At 70.4% G+C, this 22,102-nt stretch carries 22 protein-coding genes; 9 read left to right on the forward strand and 13 right to left on the reverse strand.

Features of this window, described 5'->3' with window-relative positions:
* Positions 1–22: 22 nt before the first annotated feature.
* Positions 23–760, reverse strand: a complete 738-nt coding sequence (locus ACGF5O_RS13780; RefSeq protein ID WP_393810060.1) for a SigE family RNA polymerase sigma factor — start codon at positions 758–760, stop codon at positions 23–25.
* Between the two features lie 253 nt (positions 761–1,013).
* On the opposite strand from ACGF5O_RS13780, the gene afsQ1 reads away from it, so the two are divergent.
* From afsQ1 to ACGF5O_RS13805, 5 genes are all read left to right on the forward strand, one after another.
* The gene (afsQ1, locus tag ACGF5O_RS13785; RefSeq protein WP_177232965.1) at positions 1,014–1,691 is read left to right on the forward strand and encodes a two-component system response regulator AfsQ1; all 678 of its coding nucleotides are present in this window, start codon (positions 1,014–1,016) and stop codon (positions 1,689–1,691) included.
* Entirely contained in the window at positions 1,688–3,307 is a 1,620-nt protein-coding gene (locus ACGF5O_RS13790) for an ATP-binding protein (RefSeq protein WP_393810061.1), read from the forward strand. The genes afsQ1 and ACGF5O_RS13790 overlap by 4 nt, the downstream gene beginning before the upstream one ends.
* Entirely contained in the window at positions 3,307–3,909 is a 603-nt protein-coding gene (locus tag ACGF5O_RS13795; protein ID WP_393810062.1) for a hypothetical protein, read from the forward strand. Before ACGF5O_RS13790 ends, ACGF5O_RS13795 begins: the two co-directional genes overlap by 1 nt.
* Before the next feature lie 181 nt (positions 3,910–4,090).
* Entirely contained in the window at positions 4,091–4,642 is a 552-nt protein-coding gene (locus tag ACGF5O_RS13800; protein WP_393810063.1) for a VanZ family protein, read from the forward strand.
* A gap of 95 nt (positions 4,643–4,737) precedes the next feature.
* Positions 4,738–4,938 (forward strand): PspC domain-containing protein, encoded by a 201-nt coding sequence (locus ACGF5O_RS13805; protein WP_181805292.1) that lies wholly within the window; start codon positions 4,738–4,740, stop codon positions 4,936–4,938.
* A gap of 81 nt (positions 4,939–5,019) precedes the next feature.
* On the opposite strand, the gene ACGF5O_RS13810 is transcribed toward ACGF5O_RS13805, so the two are convergent.
* Together ACGF5O_RS13810 and ACGF5O_RS13815 are read right to left on the reverse strand one after the other, a co-directional pair.
* Positions 5,020–5,373, reverse strand: coding sequence for an ATP-binding protein (locus ACGF5O_RS13810; protein ID WP_393810064.1), 354 nt, complete (start codon positions 5,371–5,373; stop codon positions 5,020–5,022).
* 151 nt (positions 5,374–5,524) lie between these two features.
* The gene (locus ACGF5O_RS13815) at positions 5,525–6,682 is read right to left on the reverse strand and encodes an adenosine deaminase (protein ID WP_393810065.1); all 1,158 of its coding nucleotides are present in this window, start codon (positions 6,680–6,682) and stop codon (positions 5,525–5,527) included.
* Positions 6,683–6,805: 123 nt separating this feature from the next.
* On the opposite strand from ACGF5O_RS13815, the gene ACGF5O_RS13820 reads away from it, so the two are divergent.
* Positions 6,806–7,570, forward strand: coding sequence for an alpha/beta hydrolase (locus ACGF5O_RS13820; protein ID WP_393810066.1), 765 nt, complete (start codon positions 6,806–6,808; stop codon positions 7,568–7,570).
* Positions 7,571–7,644: 74 nt separating this feature from the next.
* Here the strand turns inward: ACGF5O_RS13820 and ACGF5O_RS13825 are convergent, their stop codons facing one another.
* Positions 7,645–8,598 carry a LysR family transcriptional regulator gene (locus ACGF5O_RS13825; RefSeq protein WP_393810067.1) on the reverse strand — a complete coding sequence of 318 codons (954 nt, stop codon included), beginning with the start codon at positions 8,596–8,598 and terminating at the stop codon, positions 7,645–7,647.
* 63 nt (positions 8,599–8,661) lie between these two features.
* Here ACGF5O_RS13825 and ACGF5O_RS13830 point away from each other — a divergent pair, with 63 nt between their 5' ends.
* Both ACGF5O_RS13830 and ACGF5O_RS13835 read left to right on the forward strand, forming a co-directional pair.
* Positions 8,662–9,942, forward strand: a complete 1,281-nt coding sequence (locus ACGF5O_RS13830; RefSeq protein WP_393810068.1) for an MFS transporter — start codon at positions 8,662–8,664, stop codon at positions 9,940–9,942.
* A 229-nt stretch (positions 9,943–10,171) separates the two neighbouring features.
* Complete coding sequence (locus ACGF5O_RS13835; RefSeq protein ID WP_393810069.1) at positions 10,172–11,185, forward strand: sigma-70 family RNA polymerase sigma factor; 1,014 nt, start codon at positions 10,172–10,174, stop codon at positions 11,183–11,185.
* On the opposite strand, the gene ACGF5O_RS13840 is transcribed toward ACGF5O_RS13835, so the two are convergent.
* Complete coding sequence (locus ACGF5O_RS13840; protein WP_393810070.1) at positions 11,069–11,467, reverse strand: STAS domain-containing protein; 399 nt, start codon at positions 11,465–11,467, stop codon at positions 11,069–11,071. The two genes, ACGF5O_RS13835 and ACGF5O_RS13840, sit on opposite strands and share 117 nt — an antisense overlap.
* Before the next feature lie 152 nt (positions 11,468–11,619).
* Here ACGF5O_RS13840 and ACGF5O_RS13845 point away from each other — a divergent pair, with 152 nt between their 5' ends.
* The gene (locus tag ACGF5O_RS13845) at positions 11,620–12,540 is read left to right on the forward strand and encodes an AEC family transporter (protein WP_393810071.1); all 921 of its coding nucleotides are present in this window, start codon (positions 11,620–11,622) and stop codon (positions 12,538–12,540) included.
* A gap of 7 nt (positions 12,541–12,547) precedes the next feature.
* On the opposite strand, the gene ACGF5O_RS13850 is transcribed toward ACGF5O_RS13845, so the two are convergent.
* The 8 genes from ACGF5O_RS13850 to ACGF5O_RS13885 form a co-directional block, all read right to left on the reverse strand.
* Positions 12,548–13,132, reverse strand: a complete 585-nt coding sequence (locus ACGF5O_RS13850; RefSeq protein WP_393810072.1) for a Uma2 family endonuclease — start codon at positions 13,130–13,132, stop codon at positions 12,548–12,550.
* Between the two features lie 95 nt (positions 13,133–13,227).
* Positions 13,228–14,505 carry a thymidine phosphorylase gene (locus tag ACGF5O_RS13855; protein WP_393810147.1) on the reverse strand — a complete coding sequence of 426 codons (1,278 nt, stop codon included), beginning with the start codon at positions 14,503–14,505 and terminating at the stop codon, positions 13,228–13,230.
* A gap of 72 nt (positions 14,506–14,577) precedes the next feature.
* A complete protein-coding gene (locus tag ACGF5O_RS13860; protein WP_393810073.1) occupies positions 14,578–14,982 on the reverse strand; it encodes a cytidine deaminase in 405 nt (134 codons plus the stop codon).
* Positions 14,979–16,241 (reverse strand): ABC transporter permease, encoded by a 1,263-nt coding sequence (locus tag ACGF5O_RS13865; protein ID WP_393810074.1) that lies wholly within the window; start codon positions 16,239–16,241, stop codon positions 14,979–14,981. The genes ACGF5O_RS13860 and ACGF5O_RS13865 overlap by 4 nt, the downstream gene beginning before the upstream one ends.
* The gene (locus tag ACGF5O_RS13870) at positions 16,241–17,362 is read right to left on the reverse strand and encodes an ABC transporter permease (protein ID WP_393810075.1); all 1,122 of its coding nucleotides are present in this window, start codon (positions 17,360–17,362) and stop codon (positions 16,241–16,243) included. Before ACGF5O_RS13870 ends, ACGF5O_RS13865 begins: the two co-directional genes overlap by 1 nt.
* On the reverse strand, positions 17,359–19,071 hold the full coding sequence (locus ACGF5O_RS13875) for an ABC transporter ATP-binding protein (protein WP_393810148.1): 1,713 nt from the start codon (positions 19,069–19,071) through the stop codon (positions 17,359–17,361). The genes ACGF5O_RS13870 and ACGF5O_RS13875 overlap by 4 nt, the downstream gene beginning before the upstream one ends.
* A 380-nt stretch (positions 19,072–19,451) precedes the next feature.
* Positions 19,452–20,501: a BMP family protein gene (locus tag ACGF5O_RS13880; protein ID WP_393810076.1), complete on the reverse strand. Its 1,050-nt coding sequence runs from the start codon at positions 20,499–20,501 to the stop codon at positions 19,452–19,454.
* Positions 20,502–20,745: 244 nt separating this feature from the next.
* Positions 20,746–21,777, reverse strand: a complete 1,032-nt coding sequence (locus ACGF5O_RS13885; protein ID WP_393810077.1) for a BMP family protein — start codon at positions 21,775–21,777, stop codon at positions 20,746–20,748.
* Between the last annotated feature and the right edge of the window lie 325 nt (positions 21,778–22,102).

A 22,102-nucleotide genomic window follows, 5' to 3' on the forward strand; every position in this document is an offset into this window, starting at 1 on the left:
ATCCCCCCGGATCCCCTTACCTTCAGGCGACGAGCTCCCCGAAGGCGTCTTCCTCGTCACGGCCGAAGCTGAGGACCTCGTCCTCGCGCAGCCGGCGGAGCGACCGCCAGATGCTGGACTTCACCGTGCCGACACTGATGTCGAGGATCTCCGCGATCTCCGGGTCCGTGCGGCCCTCGTAGTAGCGCAGGACCAGCATGGTGCGCTGGAGTTCGGGGAGCCGGGCGAGCGCCTGCCACAGGACGGCGCGCAGCTCGGTGCCGCTCATCGCGTCCGTGTCGCCGGGCGTCTCCGGCAGCTCCTCGGTCGGGTACTCGTTGAGCTTGCGCCGGCGCCAGGCGCTGATGTGCAGGTTCGTCATGGTGCGGCGGAGGTAGCCCCCGACCGCGGCCTTGTCGCTGATCCGGTCCCACGCCTTGTACGTCGAGAACAGCGCGCTCTGCAGCAGGTCCTCGGCCTCGTAGCGGTCGCCGGTCAGGTGGTAGGCGGTCGCGTACAGGGAGGCGCGGCGCTCCTGGACGTAGGCGGTGAACTCCGCCTCGGTCAGCGAGCGGCGCTCCCCCGTGTCCTCCCTGTAGGCGGATCCCCCGTGTGCTTCCCCCGTGCGACCGTCAACCACCGACATGTAGCCGGTGTGCTGACGTCCGGTGCCGCGAGCGCACCCCCGCCCGCTCACGGCACCGGACTTCTCGGAACCCCGGTTCACGTCGTGCAGACGCGTGATCACTGCGCTGGTGCTGTGACCGATCAGCGTGTTCATCTCGCGCCCCCCGTCGTGGACTTCCGGTAGTTCGGCTTGCCCAGGCCGCTCGCCGCGTTCACTCGCTTGCCTGTGCCGAAAAGATTGCCGGGCCACCTTCACGGCCGTATCCGCCGACTGTCACAGACCTGTCACAGGGGTTCGGCACACAGCGTCCACAGAAGGTGCACAGGTTGTGGCGCTACGGAGGTTTGCGGGGTGCTACGAGCCGCACAGGTCGTACGACGGGCCCTGCATGGGCCAGAATGAGCCCGTGCCTTCCCTGTTGCTGATCGAGGACGACGACGCCATCCGTACGGCCCTGGAGCTCTCTCTGACCCGCCAGGGACACCGGGTGGCCACCGCTGCGACCGGTGAGGACGGTCTGAAGCTGTTGCGTGAGCAGCGGCCCGATCTGATCGTCCTCGATGTCATGCTGCCCGGCATCGACGGTTTCGAGGTGTGCCGGCGGATCCGGCGCACGGACCAGTTGCCGATCATCCTGCTGACCGCGCGCAGCGATGACATCGACGTGGTGGTCGGGCTGGAGTCCGGGGCCGACGACTATGTCGTCAAGCCGGTCCAGGGGCGGGTGCTCGACGCCCGGATCCGGGCCGTGCTGCGGCGCGGGGAGCGGGAGTCCACCGACTCGGCGACCTTCGGCAACGTCGTCATCGACCGCAGCGCGATGACCGTGACGAAGAACGGCGAGGACCTCCAGCTCACCCCGACCGAGCTGCGGCTGCTCCTCGAACTGAGCCGGCGGCCGGGGCAGGCGCTGTCCCGGCAGCAACTGCTGCGGCTGGTCTGGGAACACGACTACCTCGGCGACTCCCGGCTGGTGGACGCCTGTGTGCAGCGGCTGCGCGCCAAGGTCGAGGACGTGCCCTCGTCCCCGACCCTGATCCGTACCGTGCGTGGTGTCGGCTACCGCCTGGACGCCCCTCAGTGACGGACCGGCAAGAGGGTTTCCGCGGCTGGGCCTCGGATCGCAAGGGAGCCGTGTCCCGGCTGCGTTTCACCAGCCTGCGGCTGCGGCTCGTCGTCGTCTTCGGGCTCGTCGCGCTGACCGCCGCCGTGTCCGCGTCCGGCATCGCGTACTGGCTCAACCGCGAGGCCGTGCTCACCCGTACCCAGGACGCGGTGCTGCGCGACTTCCAGCAGGAGATGCAGAACCGGGCCGGTGCGCTGCCGGTGCATCCGACGCAGGACGAACTGCAGCGCACGGCCGGGCAGATGGCCAGCAGCAGCCAGCGGTTCAGCGTGCTGCTGGTCGGCCAGGACGGCAACGGCAAGACGGTGTACGGCAGTTCGGACGGGCTCAGCGCGTTCGCGCTGGACGACGTGCCGACCTCGCTGCGCAAGGCCGTGGACAAGCAGCAGAAGGTGACCGACTCCAACAAGTCGGCGTACCACCTGTACTGGCAGCGGGTCGTCGACCACGGCACGCCGTATCTCGTCGCCGGGACGCGGCTGATCGGCGGCGGGCCGACCGGCTACATGATGAAGTCCCTGGAGCCGGAGGCGAAGGACCTCAACTCGCTGGCCTGGTCGCTGGGGATCGCCACGGGACTCGCTCTGATCGGTTCGGCGCTGCTCGCGCAGGCCGCCGCCACGACCGTGCTGAAGCCGGTGCACCGGCTCGGGGTCGCCGCGCGACGGCTCGGCGAGGGCAAGCTGGACACCCGGCTGCGGGTGTCGGGGACGGACGAACTCGCCGATCTCTCCCGGACGTTCAACGACGCGGCCGAGGCGCTGGAGAAACGGGTCGACGACATGGCCGCGCGGGACGACGCGTCCCGTCGGTTCGTCGCCGACATGAGCCACGAGCTGCGCACTCCGCTCACCGCGATCACCGCCGTGACGGAGATCCTGGAGGAGGAGCTGGAGGCCGAGTCGGGGTCGATGGACCCGATGATCGAGCCCGCCGTCCGGCTGGTCGTCAGCGAGACGCGCCGCCTCAACGACCTCGTCGAGAACCTGATGGAGGTCACCCGCTTCGACGCCGGCACGGCCCGTCTCGTCCTCGACGACGTCGACCTCGCCGACCAGATCACCGCCTGCATCGACGCCCGCGCCTGGCTGGACGCGGTGGACCTGGACGCCGAGCGCGGCATCCACGCCCGCCTCGACCCGCGCCGCCTCGACGTCATCCTCGCCAACCTGATCGGCAACGCGCTCAAGCACGGCGGGTCGCCGGTGCGGGTGTCGGTGCGGATCGAGGGGGAGGAGCTGGTGATCGCCGTACGCGACCACGGGCCCGGTATCCCGGAGGACGTGCTGCCGCACGTCTTCGACCGGTTCTACAAGGCCAGCGCCTCCCGGCCGCGCTCCGAGGGCAGCGGCCTGGGCCTGTCCATCGCGACGGAGAACGCCCGCATCCACGGCGGCTCGATCACCGCCGCGAACTCCCCCGAGGGCGGTGCGGTGTTCACGCTCCGGCTGCCCCGGGACGCCTCGCGGCTGACGGAGGACGGCAAGGACGCGGGGGGTGCCGGGGGCACCGGCGACACCGGGGCCGCAGCGGAAGCCGGGGACGCCGGAGATGCCGGGGAGAGGGGCGCCTGATGCACGTACGAAGACTCCTGGCCGTCGCCGGTCTTGCGCTGGCGCTCTCCGGGTGCGGGATCCGGGCCACCGAGGTGCCGACCGACTTCGGCGGGGCGCCCTCGCGGGTGCCGTGCTCGATGACCCAGCCGGACCTGTCCACGCAGGACGAGCGCGGGGTGCCGGTGCAGGTGTTCCTGCTGTGCGGTTCGTCGCTGGTGACCGTCGACCGCCAGGTGCGGGTCCCGGACGGTTCGGTGGACGCCAGACGGCGGGTGATCGTCGCCCAGGGGCTGCTCGACCAGCTCGCCGAGACGCCGTCCGCCGCCGAGAAGGAGGCCGGCTACACGACGTACGTGCGGGGCGGCATGAGCGTCTCGGGGCCGCGGGCCGGGGACCCCGACGACACGCTGCGGCTGAGCACGTCGCCGCCGCAGCTGACGTCGTACGCGCTCGCCCAGATCGTGTGCACGCTGTCCGACTCGGCGGCCGCGGAGGGGGACGGGTCGGTGATCCTGGGCGGGCCGGGGACGGAGCCGTTGCGGCGGTACGAGTGCACGGATTCCGTGCGGAACTCTCCGAGTGGGAGTCGGCCGCCGTCCACCGAGGTGGCTTCCCAGTGAGGGGCGTTCGGGCGCCTCGTGGGGTGCCGGGGACGGTTGTACGGCGGGTGCGGGCCGGTGGGGGCTTGTCGCGCAGTTCCCCGCGCCCCTGACGGGGCGGGGCGCGGCCTCGGGGGCGTGTGGCTGAGGCCTCACTCCCCCATCCGGAACCGATCGTGTGCGCGGGCGCGTCTACGGGGGCGTGCAGCGTCAAGGCTCCATCGGCGGCAGCGCCGCGATCCGCGTCCGTGTGGCAGGGGGTGTCCTCCTTGTCGCACATCTCGTGTTCGTCGCCTGGCTGATGCTGCGGCCGCTGGACGTGCCCTGGGTGATGCCGGCCAACCTGCACCCCCTCGCGGGTATCCGCGCCGACCTGGCGCTCGGCGGGCGCGAGGCGGCGCACCGGATCGGTGAGGGGCTCGCGCTGCTCGCGCCGCTGGGCGTGCTGCTGCCGATGACGCACGGGAAGCTCCGGGTCTCCCCGCTCGCCTCCCTGACCACTTCGGCCGCCGCGGGCGCGCTGGTCTCGACGGGCATAGCCCTGCTGCAGACCGGGGTGCCCGGCCGGGTGGTGGACGTCGACTCGATACTCCTCAACACGGTGGGTGTGGTGATCGCGCATCTGGCGGTGGTGCCCGCGGCGCGCGCCCGGCTCCGCCGGCGGGGTGAGCGGCGGCGGCCCGCGGCCCTCCCCCAGGAGGAAGCCGCTCAGGGTCGTACCCCGACGATTCCCAGGGTCGGGATCGCCCCGTAGAGCGACGCTTCGACCCGGTTCGTCTCCGTAACGTTGAGAGCAGACGGGGGGCCGGAAGGGCCGCCCCGCACCGGACGCTCACGAAGGAGCCGCAGATGTCCAGCCTCGCCCGCCCCACCCACGGCCGCATGATCGGCGGAGTGTGCGCCGCGCTGGCCCGGCGCTTCGGCACCTCGGCGACCACGATGCGGGTGATCTTCCTGCTCTCCTGCCTGCTGCCGGGCCCGCAGTTCCTGCTCTACATAGCGCTGTGGATCCTCCTCCCCTCGGAGGAGAAGGCCTCCACCGCCTGGTGACCAGGCGGCACGGAAACACCGTTGGGGCGCCCCGGAGGTTCCGGGGCGCCCCAACGGCGTTGCCGATCGGCCGGGGAGAGGTCAGCCGAGCGGAATCCCGTTCACCGGCAGGCCGTGCGTGGGCAGGCCCTGGACCGGCAGGCCGCCGAGGAGACCGGCGACGGGCTTGGTCGGGCCGCCGGCGAGCGCCTGCTTGGCGGCCGGCTGGACGGCGTTCAGTCCGGCACCGAGGGCGCTCTGCCCCTGCGCCACGGCCTGACCGGCACCCGGCAGCGCCTTGGCGACGTTCTCGGCCGGCAGCGTCCTGGTGACGGTGTCCAGGGCCTGGGAGGAGTCCGGGACGGCCGGGGCCGCGTTGGCCGCGCCCGCGCCGGCAGCGGCGAAGGCGGCACCGAGGGCGGCGACACCGAGGGTCTTGGCAGCAGACTGCTTCATCGTCAATGCGTCCTTGGAATGCGGAGACGGGGATCAATAACACGCTGAGCGGTCCACGACCGTAAACATGCCGGGCCGTCCGCCGCAAACACCGAAATGCGGACGGCCGGTGAAGGCCCGTCCGCATTCCGTGCCCCGCCGGGATGCCGAATCAGCCCTCCGGATCAGCAGAACTGCTGGTGGAGGCGGTCTGCCGGAACAGCCATTCGGATTTCAGCTCTGCATAACCGGGCTTGACGACGTCATTGATCATGGCGAGTCGTTCATCGAAAGGAATGAACGCTGATTTCATCGCATTGACGGAGAACCACTGCATGTCGTCGAGCGTGTAACCGAACGCCTCGACGAGATGCTCGAATTCCCGGCTCATGCTGGTCCCGGACATCAGCCGGTTGTCGGTGTTCACGGTGGCCCGGAAGTGCAGCTTGCGCAGCAGCCCGATCGGGTGCCCGGTGTAGGAGTCGGCGGCGCCGGTCTGGAGGTTGGAGCTGGGGCACAGCTCCAGCGGGATCCGCTTGTCGCGGACGTAGGAGGCGAGCCGGCCGAGCTTGACCGTGCCGTCCTCGTGGACCTGGATGTCGTCGATGATCCGCACCCCGTGCCCGAGCCGGTCGGCGCCGCACCACTGCAGCGCCTGCCAGATGGACGGCAGCCCGAAGGCCTCGCCGGCGTGGATGGTGAAGTGGTTGTTCTCGCGCTTGAGGTACTCGAAGGCGTCCAGGTGCCGGGTGGGCGGGTAGCCCGCCTCGGCGCCCGCGATGTCGAAGCCGACGACGCCCAGGTCCCGGTAGCGGTTGGCGAGCTCGGCGATCTCCAGGGAGCGGGCCGCGTGCCGCATGGCGGTGAGCAGGGCGCCGACCCGGATCCGCCGGCCGTTCTCGCGGGCCAGCGCCTCGCCCTGCCGGAACCCCTCGTTGACCGCCTCGACGACCTCCTCCAGGGTCAGCCCCTGCTCCAGGTGCTGCTCGGGGGCGTACCGCACCTCGGCGTAGACGACACCGTCCTCGGCGAGGTCCTCGGCGCACTCGCGGGCGACCCGGACGAGGGCGTCCCGGGTCTGCATGACGCCGACGGTGTGCGAGAACGTCTCCAGGTACCGCTCCAGCGAACCGGAGTCGGCGGCCTCGCGGAACCAGATGCCGAGCTTGTCCGGGTCGGTCTCGGGGAGGCCGGCGTACCCGGTCTCCCGGGCGAGGTCGGCGACGGTGCCCGGACGCAGGCCGCCGTCGAGGTGGTCGTGCAGCAGAACCTTCGGCGCCCGGCGGATCTGCTCCGGCGTCGGGGTGTTCGCGGTGCTCTGGCTCGTCATTTCCGCACTGTAACTCCTACGCGCGTAGATCGCTCGGTACTCGAAGATTTCCGTTTCCGTCGATACGCAATGGTGACCGCACGGACGGGTCGGGTACACCGCCTCTTCTGACACTGTTCTGTCATGGCACAGCAAGCGACGCCGGTCCGAACGGCCAGCCTGAGCAGGGCAGTCGGCCAGGAGCCGACGACGGTGAGCGGCGCGGTCCTGCTCCTCCCCGGCGGGGAGGAGGTCTCCGCGCGACGGCCGTCCCTCGTATGGGCGACGGCCTTCGTCCGCGCGCTCGGCCGCCGGCTCGCCCGGGACGGCCGGGACGAGGGACTGGCCGCGCACGTCGTCCACTACCGCTATCGCGGCTGGAACGGCAGCGAGGCGCATCTCGCCGGGGACGCCGGCTGGGCGACCGACGAGGTGGTACGGCGCTACGGCGACGTCCCGGTCTGCCTGCTCGGCGTGGGGATGGGCGGCCGGGCCGCGCTGCACGCGGGCGGGCACGAGGCCGTCAACTCCGTGGTCTCCATCGCCCCTTGGCTGCCCGAGGACGATGTGGCGGCCCCCGAGGAACCGGTTCGGCAGCTGGTGGGCCGCCGGGTGCTGATCGTGCACGGCACGAACGACGAACGGACCGATCCGGAGCTGTCGTTCCGGCTGGCGGCGCGGGCGAAGAAGGCGAACCGGGAGGTGTGCCGGTTCGAGGTGCACTCGGACGGCCACGGGTTGCATCAACACCGGGACGAAGTGCTCGCGCTGGCCTCGGACTTCGTGATGGGGGCGTTGTACGGGCGGGCGGTGTCGCGGCCGGTGGAGGATGCGTTGGCTGCGCCGCCGCCGATCGGGTTGCGGATGCCACTTGCCGCGGGCTTCGGGCGGTCGCTCCGTAGGGGCTGATGTCCGGCTTCGGGGTGCGGGTGCGCGGTGGCTGGTCGCGCAGTTCCCCGCGCCCCTGAAGGGGCGCGCTGCCGTTAGGCGGGAAGCAAGTTCCCCCTTCTTGAGAGCAGGAACTTCTTGAAGGCGGCCACCGGTGGGGTGTCCGGGTGGCCGTCGAGCCAGGCCACGCCGATCTCTCTGACCGCTCTCGGGGCCGTGACCGTCAGTTCCGCGACTCCCGGGCGAGGGAAGGCGGGTGGCGGGAGCAGCGCGACGCCCAGGCCGGCCGCCACCAGGCCCCGCAGGGTTTCCGCCTCCTCGCCCTCGAAGGCGATGCGCGGCCGGAAGCCGGCCTCCTTGCAGAGGTCGTCGGTGATGCGGCGCAGGCCGTAGCCCGGTTCCAGGGTCACGAAGGTCTCGTCGGCCGCTTCGGCGAGGCGGATGCGCCTGCGGGTGGCCAGCGGGTGGTCGGCGGGGACCACCAGGCGCAGCTTCTGCTCGTCGAGGCGGCGCGCCACCAGGTCGGGCGCGTCCGGCATCGGGGAGGTCAGGCAGAGGTCCAGTTCGCCCGCCCGGAGCTTCTCGATCATCGCCTCGCCGTAGTTCTGGACGAGGCCGAAGCGGATGCGGGGATGGTCGACGCGGAAGGCCTGGAGGAGGCCGGGAACCGTCTCCGCGCCCATGGTGTGCAGGAATCCGAAGGCGACCTTCCCCGCCGTGGGGTCGGCGTCGGCGCGTACCTCGTCGGCGGCGCGCCGGACCTCGGCGAGGGCACGCTCGACCGAGGCGAGGAAGGTGCGGCCGGCCGGGGTGAGGGAGACGGTGCGGCCGTGCCGGGTGAAGAGGCCGACACCCAGGTCCTGTTCCAGGCGGACCATCGCACGGGAGAGCGTGGACTGGGGGACGTTCAGCTCCTGGGCGGCCCTGGTGACATGCTCCGTGCGGGCCACGCCGGCGAAGTACGCGAGGCGTGGGGCCAGCAACATCGTCATGTCTTCTGTGTCACTGTCCGGTGACAGGCGCTCCGCCGACCTCTGCTCATGCTTCATGGGAACGATTATGGTGATTCCATGCATTGGACGGATCAACGCCGGGGTCCGTACGTTCGAGGCATGTCTCCCGCCAGTACCGGGGCGTCCACCACCGTGGGCGCCGTCCCGTCCGTCCCCGCCGCCGTCCCCGCCGCCGACTCCCGGCTGACCCCGGGCGGTCCCGGCTACCGCCGGATGAGCTTCGCGCTCTTCCTCGCCGGTGTCGCGACCTTCGCCCTCCTCTACTCCACGCAGGCCCTGCTCCCGCTGATCTCGGACGGCTACGGCGTCTCCGCGAGCGACGCGAGCTGGACGGTGGCGGCGGCGACCGGCGGTCTGGCGCTGTTCGTCATCCCGATGAGCGCGCTGTCCGAGCGGTTCGGACGCCGTACGGTCATGACGGCCTCGCTGGCGGTCGCGGTGACCGTCGGACTGCTGGTGCCCTTCGCGCCCTCCCTCGGCGTGCTGATCGTGCTCCGCGGCGTCCAGGGTGCGGCGCTGGCCGGTCTGCCGGCGTCGGCGCAGGCCTATCTGGCCGAGGAGGTCCGGCCGAAGGCGCTGGTCACGGCGATCGGCCTGTTCGTCGCGGGCAACAGCGTGGGCGGGATGAGCGGCCGGGTCATCACCGGCTGGGTCGCGCAGGAGTGGGGCTGGCGGGTGGCCGTCGGCACGATCGGCGTGGTCGCGGTCGGCTGCGCCGTCGCCTTCCGGCTGCTCCTCCCCGCGCCCCGGCACTTCAAGGCGGGCTCGCTGCACCCGCGCCGGCTGCTCGGTACGGTCCGCGACCACCTGGCCGACCCGCTGCTGCGCCGCCTGTACGCGATCGGCGCGCTCTTCATGACCGTCTTCGGCGGCGTCTACACGGTGATCGGCTACCGCCTGACCCAGGAGCCCTTCTCGCTCCCGCAGGGCATCATCGGCTCGATCTTCCTGGTGTACCTGGTCGGTACGGTGTCCGCGTCGACGGCGGGCCGCCTGGTCGGCCGCCTGGGCCGCCGCGGTGCCCTCTACCTGGCCGGCGGCACCACGGCCTGCGGCCTCCTGCTCTCTCTGGCGGACTCGCTCCCCCTGGTCCTGCTGGGCCTGGTCCTGATCACCGCGGGCTTCTTCGCGGGCCACGCGGTCGCCTCCTCCGCGGTCAGCAAGACGGCCACCCACGGCAGGGCCCAGGCCTCGGCCCTCTACCAGTCCGCGTACTACATCGGCTCCAGCGCGGGCAGCACGGTGGGCGCGCTCGCCTTCCACACCAGCGGCTGGTCCGGCACGGTCGGCGTAGGCCTCCTCGCGATCCTGGGCGTCGTGACCATCACGGTCCTGGGCTCGATGGCAGCCCGCCGCACCCTCCTGGCCAACGCCCACTGACAAACGCCCCGCACTGGAGCGCCCCAAAGGGGCGCGGGGAACTGCGCGACCAGCCACGACGCCGCCGCACCCGCCCACGGACCGCACCACCCGAGTTCGCAGGCGCACCCCACCCGACCTGCACGTTTCCCCACTCCGGGCACCTTTGTCAGTCCCCTGCGCTAGCTTTCAAGTGCTGAAGCGCAACGGCGCGCGCACAGGAACGGCCACAGGGGTGGGTGGACGGAACATGACCGACAGCACGGCGACGGCGGACCTCGACGTCGCACTGGAGAAGTACCGGACCGAGCTGACCGGGTACTGCTACCGCATGCTCGGCTCGTCGTTCGAGGCCGAGGACGCCGTGCAGGACACCCTGGTGCGGGCCTGGCGGAGCTACGAGAAGTTCGAGGGCCGCTCCAGCCTCCGGTCGTGGCTGTACCGGATCGCGACGAACGTGTGCCTGGACATGCTCACCGCGGGGAACAAGCGGGCCCGGCCGATGGACCTCAGCGAGTCGACGCCGCTGGCCCAGGCGGCGCTCTCGCCCCGGCCCGACAACACCTGGCTGGAGCCGGTGCCCGACGCGCGCGTGCTGCCGACCGTGGACGACCCGGCGGAGGCCGCCGTGGCCAAGGAGTCGATCCGGCTGGCCTTCATGGCCGCGTTGCAGCAGCTGCCGCCCAAGCAGCGGGCGGTGCTGATCCTGCGCGAGGTGCTCGCCTGGAAGGCCAACGAGGTGGCCGAGCTGCTCGGCACCACCGTCGCGTCGGTCAACAGCGCGTTGCAGCGGGCCCGGGCCACGCTGGCCGAGCAGCAGCAGTCGGGCGCCGCCGCGGAGGTCTCCGATCCGCTCGACGAGGAGCAGCAGAAGCTCCTTGAGCGCTATGTCGCCGCCTTCGAGGGCTACGACATGACCGCCCTGACGGCGCTGCTCCACGAGGACGCCATCATGACGATGCCGCCGTTCGACCTGTGGCTCACCGGCCACGACGACATCGCCGGGTTCATGACCACCATCGGCTCGGCCTGCGAGGGCTCGCGGCTGTTCCCGGTCCGGGTCAACGGCCTGCCCGGGTTCGCCCAGTACAAGCCCGACCCGGACACCGGCGGCTGGAGTCCCTGGTCCATCCAGGTCCTGGAGATCTCAGACGGCCGGCTGACCGGGTTCCACTTCTTCCTCGACACCAAGCGCTGGTTCCCGCTCTTCGGCCTCCCCCTCCATCTGGAGGCGAAGGCCGACGAAGCGGAGGAGGGAGCGTAGGGCGGGGTCGGGGCCGCGGAGCCGGATCCGCCCTCCGGCCCGCCGGGCCGCCAGCTCAAGCCGGGCCAGCAGGTCGACGGCCGCCAGACCCGGCGGCCCGAGCCCGCCCACATCGCAGACGACGACCCGGCGGCGGGGTCCGGCCCCGCCCGCCCCGAGCAGCTCACGCACGTCGTCACAGAGCCCCGGCACCTCGTCCCTGGCGACGGGGCCCGACAGCATGAGCACGGCAGGGGTCACGGCATCCACGACCAGTAGACCGCCGCCGGTCCGACAACTCATCGGGCAGGGCGCCCCGCCATCCGTACGGTCGCGAAGATCACAAGGGTCACAACGTTGACCTGCACCTGACCGACCCAGAGGGTTGGCTGTATGCCCCACGGATCAGCAGCGCCCGCCCCGCCCGACGGTCTCCTCCGCCGCGAGGGGGTCCCGTGCAGGGGGTGCTGAGCGGCTTCGCGGTGATCGCGATCGTCATCGCCGTCGGCTACGTCCTCGGCCGCGGCGGCCACCTGGGGGCGAACGGCCGCGAGGTCCTCACCAAGCTCGCCTTCCACGTCGCCTCGCCCGCCCTCCTCTTCACCACCCTCGCCAGGGCCGACCTGGCGGTGATCTTCTCCAGCCGCCTCCTGGTGACGGCCCTGAGCACGGCCGCGGCGGCGGGCGCGTTCGTGGCGGTGGGTGTCGTACGGGGCTGGGGCGTGGGCCGTACGACGATCGGCGCGCTGTGCTCCAGTTACGTCAACTCGGGCAACCTCGGCATCCCGATCGCGGTGTACGTGCTGGGCGACGCGTCCCTGGTGGCGCCGGTGCTGCTCTTCCAGGTGGTGGTCCTCACCCCGGTCGCGCTCACGATCCTCGACGTGGCCGGCATGGGCGAGAAGGGGCCCTGGTGGCGCAAGCTGCTCACCCCGCTGCGCAACCCGATAGCCGTGGGCTCGCTGTCCGGCGTGGCGGTCTCGGGGCTCGGCATCCGCGTCCCCGGCCCGGTGATGGACCCGCTCACCCTGATCGGCAACATGTCCGTGCCGGCGGTCCTGCTCGCCTTCGGTATCTCCCTGCGCGGCAGCACGCTCCCCGGCCGGGGCCGCGACCGGCACCCGGTGTTCCTGTCGGTCGCCCTGAAGTCGGTGGGCCAGCCACTCGTCGCCTGGGCCCTGGCGTCGGCGGTCTTCGGCCTGCGCGGGGCACCCCTGCTCGACGTGACGGTGACGTCGGCGCTGCCGGCCGCGCAGAACCTGTACACCTACGCCAGCACCTACGGAGTCGGCGAGGAACTGGCCCGGGACTCGATCCTGCTGTCGACGGTGCTGGCGGTGCCGGTGCTGGTGGTCGTTGCGGCGCTGCTGGGGTGACGGACGGTCAGTCGACGGGGAACTCCCCGGTGTCGATCGTGAGGCCGAACGGCTCCGGCAGGTCGATCGGGTCGCCGAACTTCACGGCGCGGAGGACCCGGTAGACATCGCGCTTCGGCTCGCCGTAGAGCGTTGCCGTGGGCCCGCCGGGGGCCCAGCGGTCGATGAGCAGGTACAGCGGGATGCCTGCGGTGGCATAAGCCGCAGGCTTGCTGACGCGGTCGTGCCGGGCGTTGGACTTGGAGGTCACCTCGACGACGAGTTCCACGAGTCCGGCGGGGATATGGCTCTCCACATAGGAATCGGTCTGCCGAGGAGCCACCACGATGTCCGGGATGAACATTCCGAGACGCGATGGCACAGCGATCGACAGCGTCTGGTAGACCCCCCAATCCTCCGGAATCACGGAATAGAGGCGACGCTGGATGCGCTCCGCGATGTCGTTGTGCCGGTAGGCGGGAGCAGGTGACACGGTGATGATCCCCTCGATGATCTCCACCTTGCTGCCCTCGGGCCATTCCATCTCCTCCCAGTACCGGACGAGTTCGTCCCAGTTCTGGTCGGGGTCCTGGCCCACGGTGAGTGCGCTCATGGCGGTCTCCTTCGGTTGCGTCACCGATCCCAGCATGCCGAACGGGACCGGCGCAGGTCCACCGATCCCGTTCACCCGAAAGAAGAAACACCTGGTCAGGCGATACGTTCCAGCACGACGGGCGACGCCGTGAAGGCCGTACCGGCCGCCGCGACGTCGTACGACCCCTCAACCGCCTGGAGCGCGTACTCGAAGCGCTCCGGGGTGTCGGTGTGGAGGGTGAGGAGGGGCTGGCCCGCGGTGACGGTGTCGCCGGGCTTGGCGTGGAGTTCGACGCCCGCGCCCGCCTGGACCGGGTCCTCCTTGCGGGCCCGGCCGGCGCCCAGGCGCCAGGCGGCGACGCCGATGTCGTAGGCGTCGAGGCGGGTCAGCACGCCGGTCGACGCCGCCTTGATCACGTGCTGTTCCTTCGCCACCGGGAGCACCGCGTCCGGGTCGCCGCCCTGGGCCGCGATCATCCGGCGCCAGACGTCCATCGCCGAGCCGTCGGCGAGTGCCTTGGCCGGGTCGGCGTCGCGGATACCGGCCGCGTCGAGCATCTCGCGGGCAAGGGCGATGGTCAGCTCCACCACGTCGGCGGGGCCGCCGCCGGCCAGGACCTCCACCGACTCGCGGACCTCCAGGGCGTTGCCGGCCGTGAGGCCGAGCGGGGTGGACATGTCCGTGAGGAGCGCGACCGTCTTCACGCCGTGGTCGGTACCGAGCCCCACCATGGTCGAGGCCAGCTCGCGGGCGTCCTCGATGGTCTTCATGAAGGCGCCGGTGCCGACCTTCACGTCCAGGACCAGGGAGCCGGTACCCTCGGCGATCTTCTTCGACATGATCGAGGAGGCGATCAGGGGGATCGCCTCGACCGTGCCGGTGACGTCGCGGAGCGCGTACAGCTTCTTGTCGGCGGGGGCCAGGCCGTCGCCCGCCGCGCAGATCACCGCACCGGTGGTGTCGAGGACGTTCAGCATCTCCTCGTTGGAGAGCAGAGCGCGCCAGCCGGGGATCGACTCCAGCTTGTCGAGGGTGCCGCCGGTGTGGCCGAGGCCGCGGCCGGAGAGCTGGGGGACGGCCGCGCCGCAGGCCGCCACCAGGGGCGCCAGCGGGAGGGTGATCTTGTCGCCGACGCCGCCCGTGGAGTGCTTGTCGGCCGTCGGACGGGACAGCGAGGAGAAGTCCATGCGCTCGCCGGAGGCGATCATCGCGGCGGTCCAGCGGGCGATCTCGCGGCGGTTCATGCCGTTGAGGAGGATGGCCATCGCGAGCGACGACATCTGCTCGTCGGCAACCTCGCCGCGCGTGTACGCGTCGATGACCCAGTCGATCTGGTGGTCGCTGAGCTCACCGCGGTCCCGCTTGGTGCGGATGACGGAGACGGCGTCCATGGTGGCCATGGCGTTCCCTTCGGAGAAGTGCGATGCGTACGGCCCCTCCCAACCGGAAGGGGCCGTACGGGATTACTTGGTGAGATGGGCCGGGCCGAAGGCCTGGGGCAGCATCTCGGAGAGGGGCAGGACGCCCTCCGGGGTGTCCAGGAGGAGGTCCGGGCCGCCGAACTCGTAGAGGAGCTGGCGGCAGCGGCCGCACGGGACGAGGAGGGCGCCCGTGCCGTCCACGCAGGTGAAGTGCGTGAGCCGGCCGCCGCCCGTGCGCCGGAGCGCGGAGACGAGGCCGCACTCGGCGCACAGGCCGAGGCCGTACGACGCGTTCTCCACGTTGCAGCCGGAGACCGTACGGCCGTCGTCCACCAGGGCGGCGGCGCCGACCGGGTAGCCGGAGTACGGGGCGTAGGCGTGGGACATGGCCTCCCGCGCCTCGGCCCGCAGGGTCTCCCAGTCGAAGCCGGCGGCCGGGGCGGTCACTTGCCCTGTCCCTTCCGGTACGGCAGGCCGTCCGCCTTCGGCATCCGCAGGGACTGCGCGGACAGCGACAGCACCAGCAGGGTGACGAGGTACGGGGTCGCGGTCACCAGCTGACGCGGGACGTCGTTGGTGGTGGCGTACCAGACGAACATCAGGACCGAGATGACGATCGTGATGACGGCCGGCACGTACTTCTTCTTCCAGGCCAGGTAGGCGGCGCCGAACACCAGCAGGATCGCGAGCAGCAGGATCAGCGCGTGGACGTTCACCGTGCCGCCGCGCAGGTTGAGGCTGTCGGTGTAGCCGAACAGGCCGGCGCCGAGGGCGAGGCCGCCCGGCATCCAGTTGCCGAAGATCATCGCGGCGAGGCCGATGTAACCGCGGCCGGCGGTCTGGCCGTCGAGGTACACGTTGGAGGCGACGATGGACAGGAACGCGCCGCCGAGGCCCGCGAAGCCGCCGCTGATGATCACCGCGATGTACTTGTACTTGTAGACGTTGACACCGAGCGACTCGGCCGCGACCGGGTTCTCGCCGCAGGAGCGCAGCCGCAGGCCGAAGGCGGTGCGCCACAGGACCCACCACGTGCCCGGTACGAGGGCCACCGCGATCACCGTCAGCGGCGACAGGTCGGTGAGCAGACCGCCGACCAGGCCTGCGACGTCGGAGACGAAGAACCAGTGTTTCTGGTTGAGCGTGTCCAGCCAGTCGGACAGGCCCGGGACGCTGAACGTGCCGAGCGAGTCGATCGGCGGGGACTGCTTGGAGGAGCCGCCCTCGGCGTTCTCGAAGGTGAACTTCGAGAGGTAGCGGGTGGCGCCCAGGGCGAGGATGTTCAGGGCCACACCGGAGACGATGTGGTTGACGTTGAAGGTGACGGTGGCGACGGCGTGCAGCAGGGCGCCGAGCGCGCCGCCGATGATGCCGAAGACGACGCCGACCCAGGGGCCCCACTGGTAGCCGGCCCAGGCGCCGAACCAGGTGCCGAGGATCATCATGCCTTCGAGGCCGATGTTGACGACGCCCGCGCGCTCGGCCCACAGACCGCCGAGGCCGGCGAGGCCGATCGGGACGGCGAGGCGCAGCGCGGTGGACATCTGGCCGGTCGAGGTGATGCCCTCGGCGCCGGTGATGATGCGCACGAGCGAGGTGAGGACCAGTACGCCGGCGATGACCAGCAGGAGTACCGGGAGCGACATTCGGCGGCCGCCCCTGCCGGGCTGCTTCGCCTGCGGCTTGGCGATGGTCGCGGTGGACATCAGGCCGCCACCTCCTTCTTGGTGTTCTTGGCGGCGGCCGCGGCGAGCTCCGCGCCGACCTGGCGCTGCTGGCGGCGCAGACCCCACTGCCGTACGGCTTCGTAGGAGATGACGACGGAGAAGACGATCAGGCCCTGCATGATCGTGGCGATCTCCTTCTCGTACGCCACCGGGGTCGCGTAGTCGAGGGCGGGCGAGGCCTTGTCGAGGAAGGCCCACAGCAGGGCGGCGAAGGCGATGCCGCCCGGGTTGTTGCGGCCGAGCAGGGCGATGCCGATGGCGGTGAAGCCGAGGCCGGCCGGGAAGTCGAGGCTGTAGGTGTGGGAGTCGCCGAGCAGCAGCGGGAGGCCCGCGAGGCCGGAGACGGCGCCGGAGATCAGCATGGAGAGCAGGACCATGCGCTTGGCGTCGACTCCGGAGGCCGCCGCGGCGGACTCGGAGGCGCCGGTGGCGCGCAGGTCGAAGCCGAAGCGGGTGCGGTTGAGGACGACCCAGTAGCCGATGCCGAGAGCGATGGCGACGAAGACCATGCCGTAGATCTCGCCGACGTCGGCGCCCAGGTTGATGCCGGGGAACCAGCCGGACTTCTTCATCACGCCGGTCGTCATGTTGTTGCCGACCTGGACGCCCCACACGTTGGAGAGGGTGATGTAGCCGATGACGCTGGTGGCGATGGCGTTCAGCATGATCGTGGCGACGACCTCGCTGACCCCTCGGGTGACCTTGAGGACGCCCGCGATGCCGGCCCAGAAGGCGCCGGTGAGCATGGCGACCAGGAGCAGCATCGGGATCTGCAGGGCGGCGGGCAGGCCCACGTTGGCGCCGACCACGGCCGTCATCACGGCGGCGAGGCGGTACTGGCCGTCGACGCCGATGTTGAACAGGTTCATGCGGAAGCCGAGGGCGACCGCGATGGCCGCGATGTAGTACATCGCCGCCTGGTTGATGATCAGGACCTGGATGTCGGAGTACGGCAGCTGCTGGAGCATCAGCACGTACGGCTCGAACGGGTTGCGGTTCGAGGCCAGCAGGACGATCGAGGTCAGGGCGATCGCGAGGACGAGCGCGATGACCGGGCCGGCCACCGCGAGGAGCACCCGCTCCTTGTCGAACTTCTTCATCGGGCCTCGTCCTCCGGACCGTCGGCGCCTTCGTGTCCCTCTGGGGCGGTCTCTACGTGTTCCAGGTGGCCGGACGCGGCACCCGTCATGGCGGAGCCCAGCTCCTCCGGGGTGATGGTGGCCGGGTCGGCGTCCGCGACCAGCTTTCCGTCGAAGATCACCCGCAGGGTGTCCGACAGACCGATCAGCTCGTCCAGGTCGGCGGAGATCAGCAGCACCGCGAGGCCCTCGCGGCGGGCGTCCCGGATGCGGTCCCAGATCTGCGCCTGGGCGCCGACGTCCACACCGCGGGTGGGGTGGGCGGCGATCAGGAACTTCGGGTTGTGGCTCATCTCGCGGCCGACGATCAGCTTCTGCTGGTTGCCGCCGGAGAGGGAGGCGGCGGTGACGTCGATGCCGGGGGTGCGGACGTCGTACTCCTCGACGATCCGGCGGGTGTCGGCCTGGGCGCCCTTGATGTCCAGCCAGAAGCCCTTCGCGTTGGGCTTCTCGGTGACGTGGCCGAGGATGCGGTTCTCCCAGAGCGGGGACTCCAGGAGCAGGCCCTGGCGGTGGCGGTCCTCGGGGATGTAGCCGACGCCGGCCTCGCGGCGCTTGCGGGTGCCCCAGGGGGTGACGTCCTCGCCGAGGAACTCGATCGTGCCCGAGTCGGCGTTGCGGGTGCCGATGAGCGCGTCGATCAGCTCGGTCTGGCCGTTGCCCTCGACGCCGGCGATGCCCATGACCTCGCCGGCGTGGATGGTGAAGGTGACGTCGTCGAGGACGCGCTTGGCGGCGCCGGGGGTGGTGGCCTCGTCGAGGACGTCGCCGCGGGCGGTGGCGCCGGACGAGCCGACCGTGGCGGTCTCGGGCTGCGCGCCGACCTCGCCGAGGGAGGGGCCGCTGGCGTGGACGGTGAGGTTCTTCACCGTGACGACGGCCTTGTCGGTGACCGTGGACTCGGCGGTCTCCGGGGTGGGCAGCTCGCTGCCGACCATCAGCTCGGCGAGCTGGCGCGGGGTGGTCTCGGAGGGGATCGCGGTGCCGACGGTGGTGCCGCGCCGGATGACGGTGATGTCGTCGGCGACGGAGAGCACCTCGCCGAGCTTGTGGGAGATGAAGATGACCGAGAGGCCCTCGGACTTCAGCTCGCGCAGGTTGTCGAAGAGCGCGTCGACCTCCTGCGGGACGAGGACCGCAGTGGGCTCGTCGAGGATCAGGGTCTTGGCGCCGCGGAAGAGTACCTTGAGGATCTCCACCCGCTGCCGGTCGGCGACGCCGAGGTCCTCGACCAGGGCGTCCGGGCGGATGCCGAGGCCGTACCGGTCGGAGATCTCCTTGATCTTCTTCCGGGCGTTGCCGCCGATGCCGTACAGCTTCTCGCTGCCGAGCACGACGTTCTCCAGCACCGTCAGGTTGTCCGCCAGCATGAAGTGCTGGTGGACCATGCCGATGCCGCGCGCGATGGCGTCGGCCGGGGACGAGAAGGAGACCTGTTCGCCGTCGATCGCGATGGTGCCCTCGTCCGGCTTCTGCATGCCGTAGAGGATCTTCATCAGGGTCGACTTGCCGGCCCCGTTCTCGCCGACCAGGGCATGCACGGTGCCCCTGCGGACGGACAGGTGGATGTCGTGGTTGGCTACGACACCCGGGAATCGTTTGGTGATCCCCGCCAGCTCGACCGCGGCTGTCGTCCCGGCGGTGAGCGGAGGGCTGCTGGACGCGTCGATGGCGCACTCTCCTCGAAAAAGGGGTCGCTCTACGCGCGTAGCGCCCCTGCTTTAAATAGTGCCCGGACCTGACCGAGCTTTTTCGACTCTCGATCCGTTCCGAGCATTCTGCCGCGCGAACGGGGGGTGCCCCCGCCGTCGGTCCCCGGGATCTCCGTCGGTCTCCCGGACACCCGCCCGGGCTCACCGACCGATCACCGGACCCGCACCCGAGATTCCTGACCGAACTCTCGGATCCGCGCCCGGGACCCTGTGGAGGTCCCCGGATCCATGGCAGGGGGCGCGGGAAGAACATCCTTCCCGCACCCCGTTCCGTGGCCGTAACGCTGCCATTACAGCGTTCTTTTGACCATGCCTACGACAAGGTCATGACCGGTGGGTCAGGACGTCTTGACCTTGATCGAACCGTCCTTGATGCCGGCCTCGGCCTTCTTGAGCGCGGCCTGCAGGGTGGCGTTGTTCTTGAAGACCGGGTTGGAGTCGGCCAGGCCGACGCCGCCGTTGGTCAGGGAGCCGCGGATCTCGCCGGACAGCGGCTTCTTGTCCTTGATCACGGACTTGGCGAGGTCGTACACCGCGCCCTGGACGTTCTTGAGGGCCGAGGTCAGGATGTAGTTCTTGTACTTCGACAGCGCGGCCTGGTTGTACTGGTCGGAGTCGACGCCGATCGCCCACACCTTGTGCGCGGCGGCGGCCTTGATGACGCCCTGGCCGGAGAGGCCGGCGGCGGCGTAGACCACGTCGGCGCCCGCGCCGATCTGGCCCTCGGCGGCGGCCTCGCCCTTGTCGGGGCTGGAGAAGCCGCCCTCCTGGGCGGTCTGGGTCAGGTACTGGGCCTTGACCGTGACGTTCTTCTTGGTGTCCTTGACGCCCTGCTCGAAGCCCGCCTCGAACTTGTGGATCAGCGGGACGTCCACACCGCCGATGAAGCCGACGGTGTTCGACTTGGTGGTCAGCGCGGCGGTGACACCGGCCAGGTACGAGGACTGCTCCTCGTGGAAGACCATGTCAGCGATGTTGCTCGCCTGGTCCTGGTTGTCGTCGATGATGCCGAAGGTGACCTTCGGGAACTTCGCGGCGGCCTCCTTGACGGCGGGCGCGTAGGCGAAGCCGACGCCGATCACCGGGTTGTAGCCGGACTTGGCCAGGGTCTCAAGACGCTGGACCTTGTCCGCGTCCGACTCGCCGTCCTGCGGCTCGATGTCCCGGCCGGTGACGCCGAACTCCTTGTCGGCCTTCTCGAAGCCGGCGTACGCGGCGTCGTTGAAGGACTGGTCGCCCTTGCCGCCGACGTCGTACGCGAGACCGACACCCTTGGACGCGCCGGCCTTGCCGGTGGACGAGCTGGACGAGCTGCCGCACGCTGAAACGGTGACGGCAAGGGCTGCGGTTGCAACGCCCGCAACGGCGATTCGGGACACCCGGCGCATGGAACGAGACTCCTTCGTGCAAGCGCCCAAACCAGGCGCTGGTTCCGCGGCAGCGTAACGCGCGTAGACCAGACGGAAAACCCCCAATGTCCGGTCCGTTATCTAGCTGTGGCCACAGTCACGACCAAGGCTACGGACAGCAATACGCCCCTTGCAGGAGGCAAGGGGCGCGGGGACCGCAACGACGCGCGGGCGGCCGTACCCGTCGGTACGGCCGCTCACCCGGCGACTCATATATGTCGCATTACTTCGTGTTGACGGTGACCTTGCCGTCGATGATGTCCTGCTTGGCCTTGTCGACGGCCGCGACGACCTTGGTCATCGCCTTGTACTTCGGGTTGGTGTCCGCGAAGCCGACGCCGCCGGTCTTCAGGGTGCCGTTGACGACACCGCTCTCCGGCTTGCCCTCGTAGACCGACTTCACCAGGTCGTACACGGCACCGCCGACGTTCTTCAGGGCCGAGCCGAGGATGTAGTCCTTGTACTTCGCGAGGGCGTCCTGCGCGTACTGGTCGGAGTCGACGCCGATCGCCCAGACCTTGTCGGAGGCGGCGGCCTCGATCACGCCCTGACCGGACAGGCCGGCCGCGTGGTAGATGACGTCCGCACCGGCGTCGATCTGGCCCTGGGCGGCGGTCTTGCCCTTGTCCGGGCTGGAGAAGCCGCCCTCGGCCGCGGTCTGCGTCAGGTACTGCGACTCGATCTTGATCTTCGGGTTGACGGACTTGGCGCCCTGGTCGAACCCGGCCTCGAAGGTGTGGATCAGCGGGATGTCCACGCCGCCGATGAACCCGATGTGGTCCTTCTTGGTCGCCGAGGCAGCGGCGACACCGGCCAGGTACGAGGACTGCTCGGCGGCGAACACCATGTCGACGACGTTCTTCGCGTTGATCGTCGAGTCGTCGATCATGCCGAAGGTGATGTTCGGGTACTTCGCGGCGACCTCCTTGACGGCGGGCGCGTAGGAGTAGCCGACCCCGATGATCGGGTTGTAGCCGGCCTTGGCGAGCGTGTCGAGGCGCTGCACCTTGTCGGCGTCGGACTCGCCGTCCTGCGGCTCGATGTCCCGGCCGCCGATGCCGAACTCCTTCTCGGCCTTCTCGAAACCGGCGAAGGCGGCGTCGTTGAACGACTGGTCGCCCTTGCCGCCGATGTCGTAGGCGAGGCCTATGCCCTTGCCGTTGTACTTGCCGGACGAGTTGGTGCTGGTCGCACCGCTGTCCGAGCTGGACTTGCCGCATCCGGCGGCCGCGAGGGCGATGACGGCAACGGTCACCGCAGCTTGGGAGAACCGAGTCCTCCGACCCGAGATATAACGCACAGCAAGCACCCCTTCGTCCCCACGGCACCGTCCCCGGCCCGCTTCCCCAACCGTCCACCCTCGGTGGCGATTTCGGCGCACAGTAACGCGCGTAGAAGGCGAGGGGAACGGGGTTTCTCCGGGCCGTTATCGAACCGTGCCGACTCCGGGTTACAAGCGGCGGCCGCCGGTTACGGCGGGGTGACACAAGGGGGCGAAGAGGCACCGACCGGGCACCTCTTCGCCCCCTGCGGGACTTACGTGACTTGCACGACTTGCCTGACTTGTGCGACTTAAGGGA

It is taken from the genome of Streptomyces sp. NPDC048291, assembly GCF_043201715.1.
Lineage (GTDB): Bacteria > Actinomycetota > Actinomycetes > Streptomycetales > Streptomycetaceae > Streptomyces.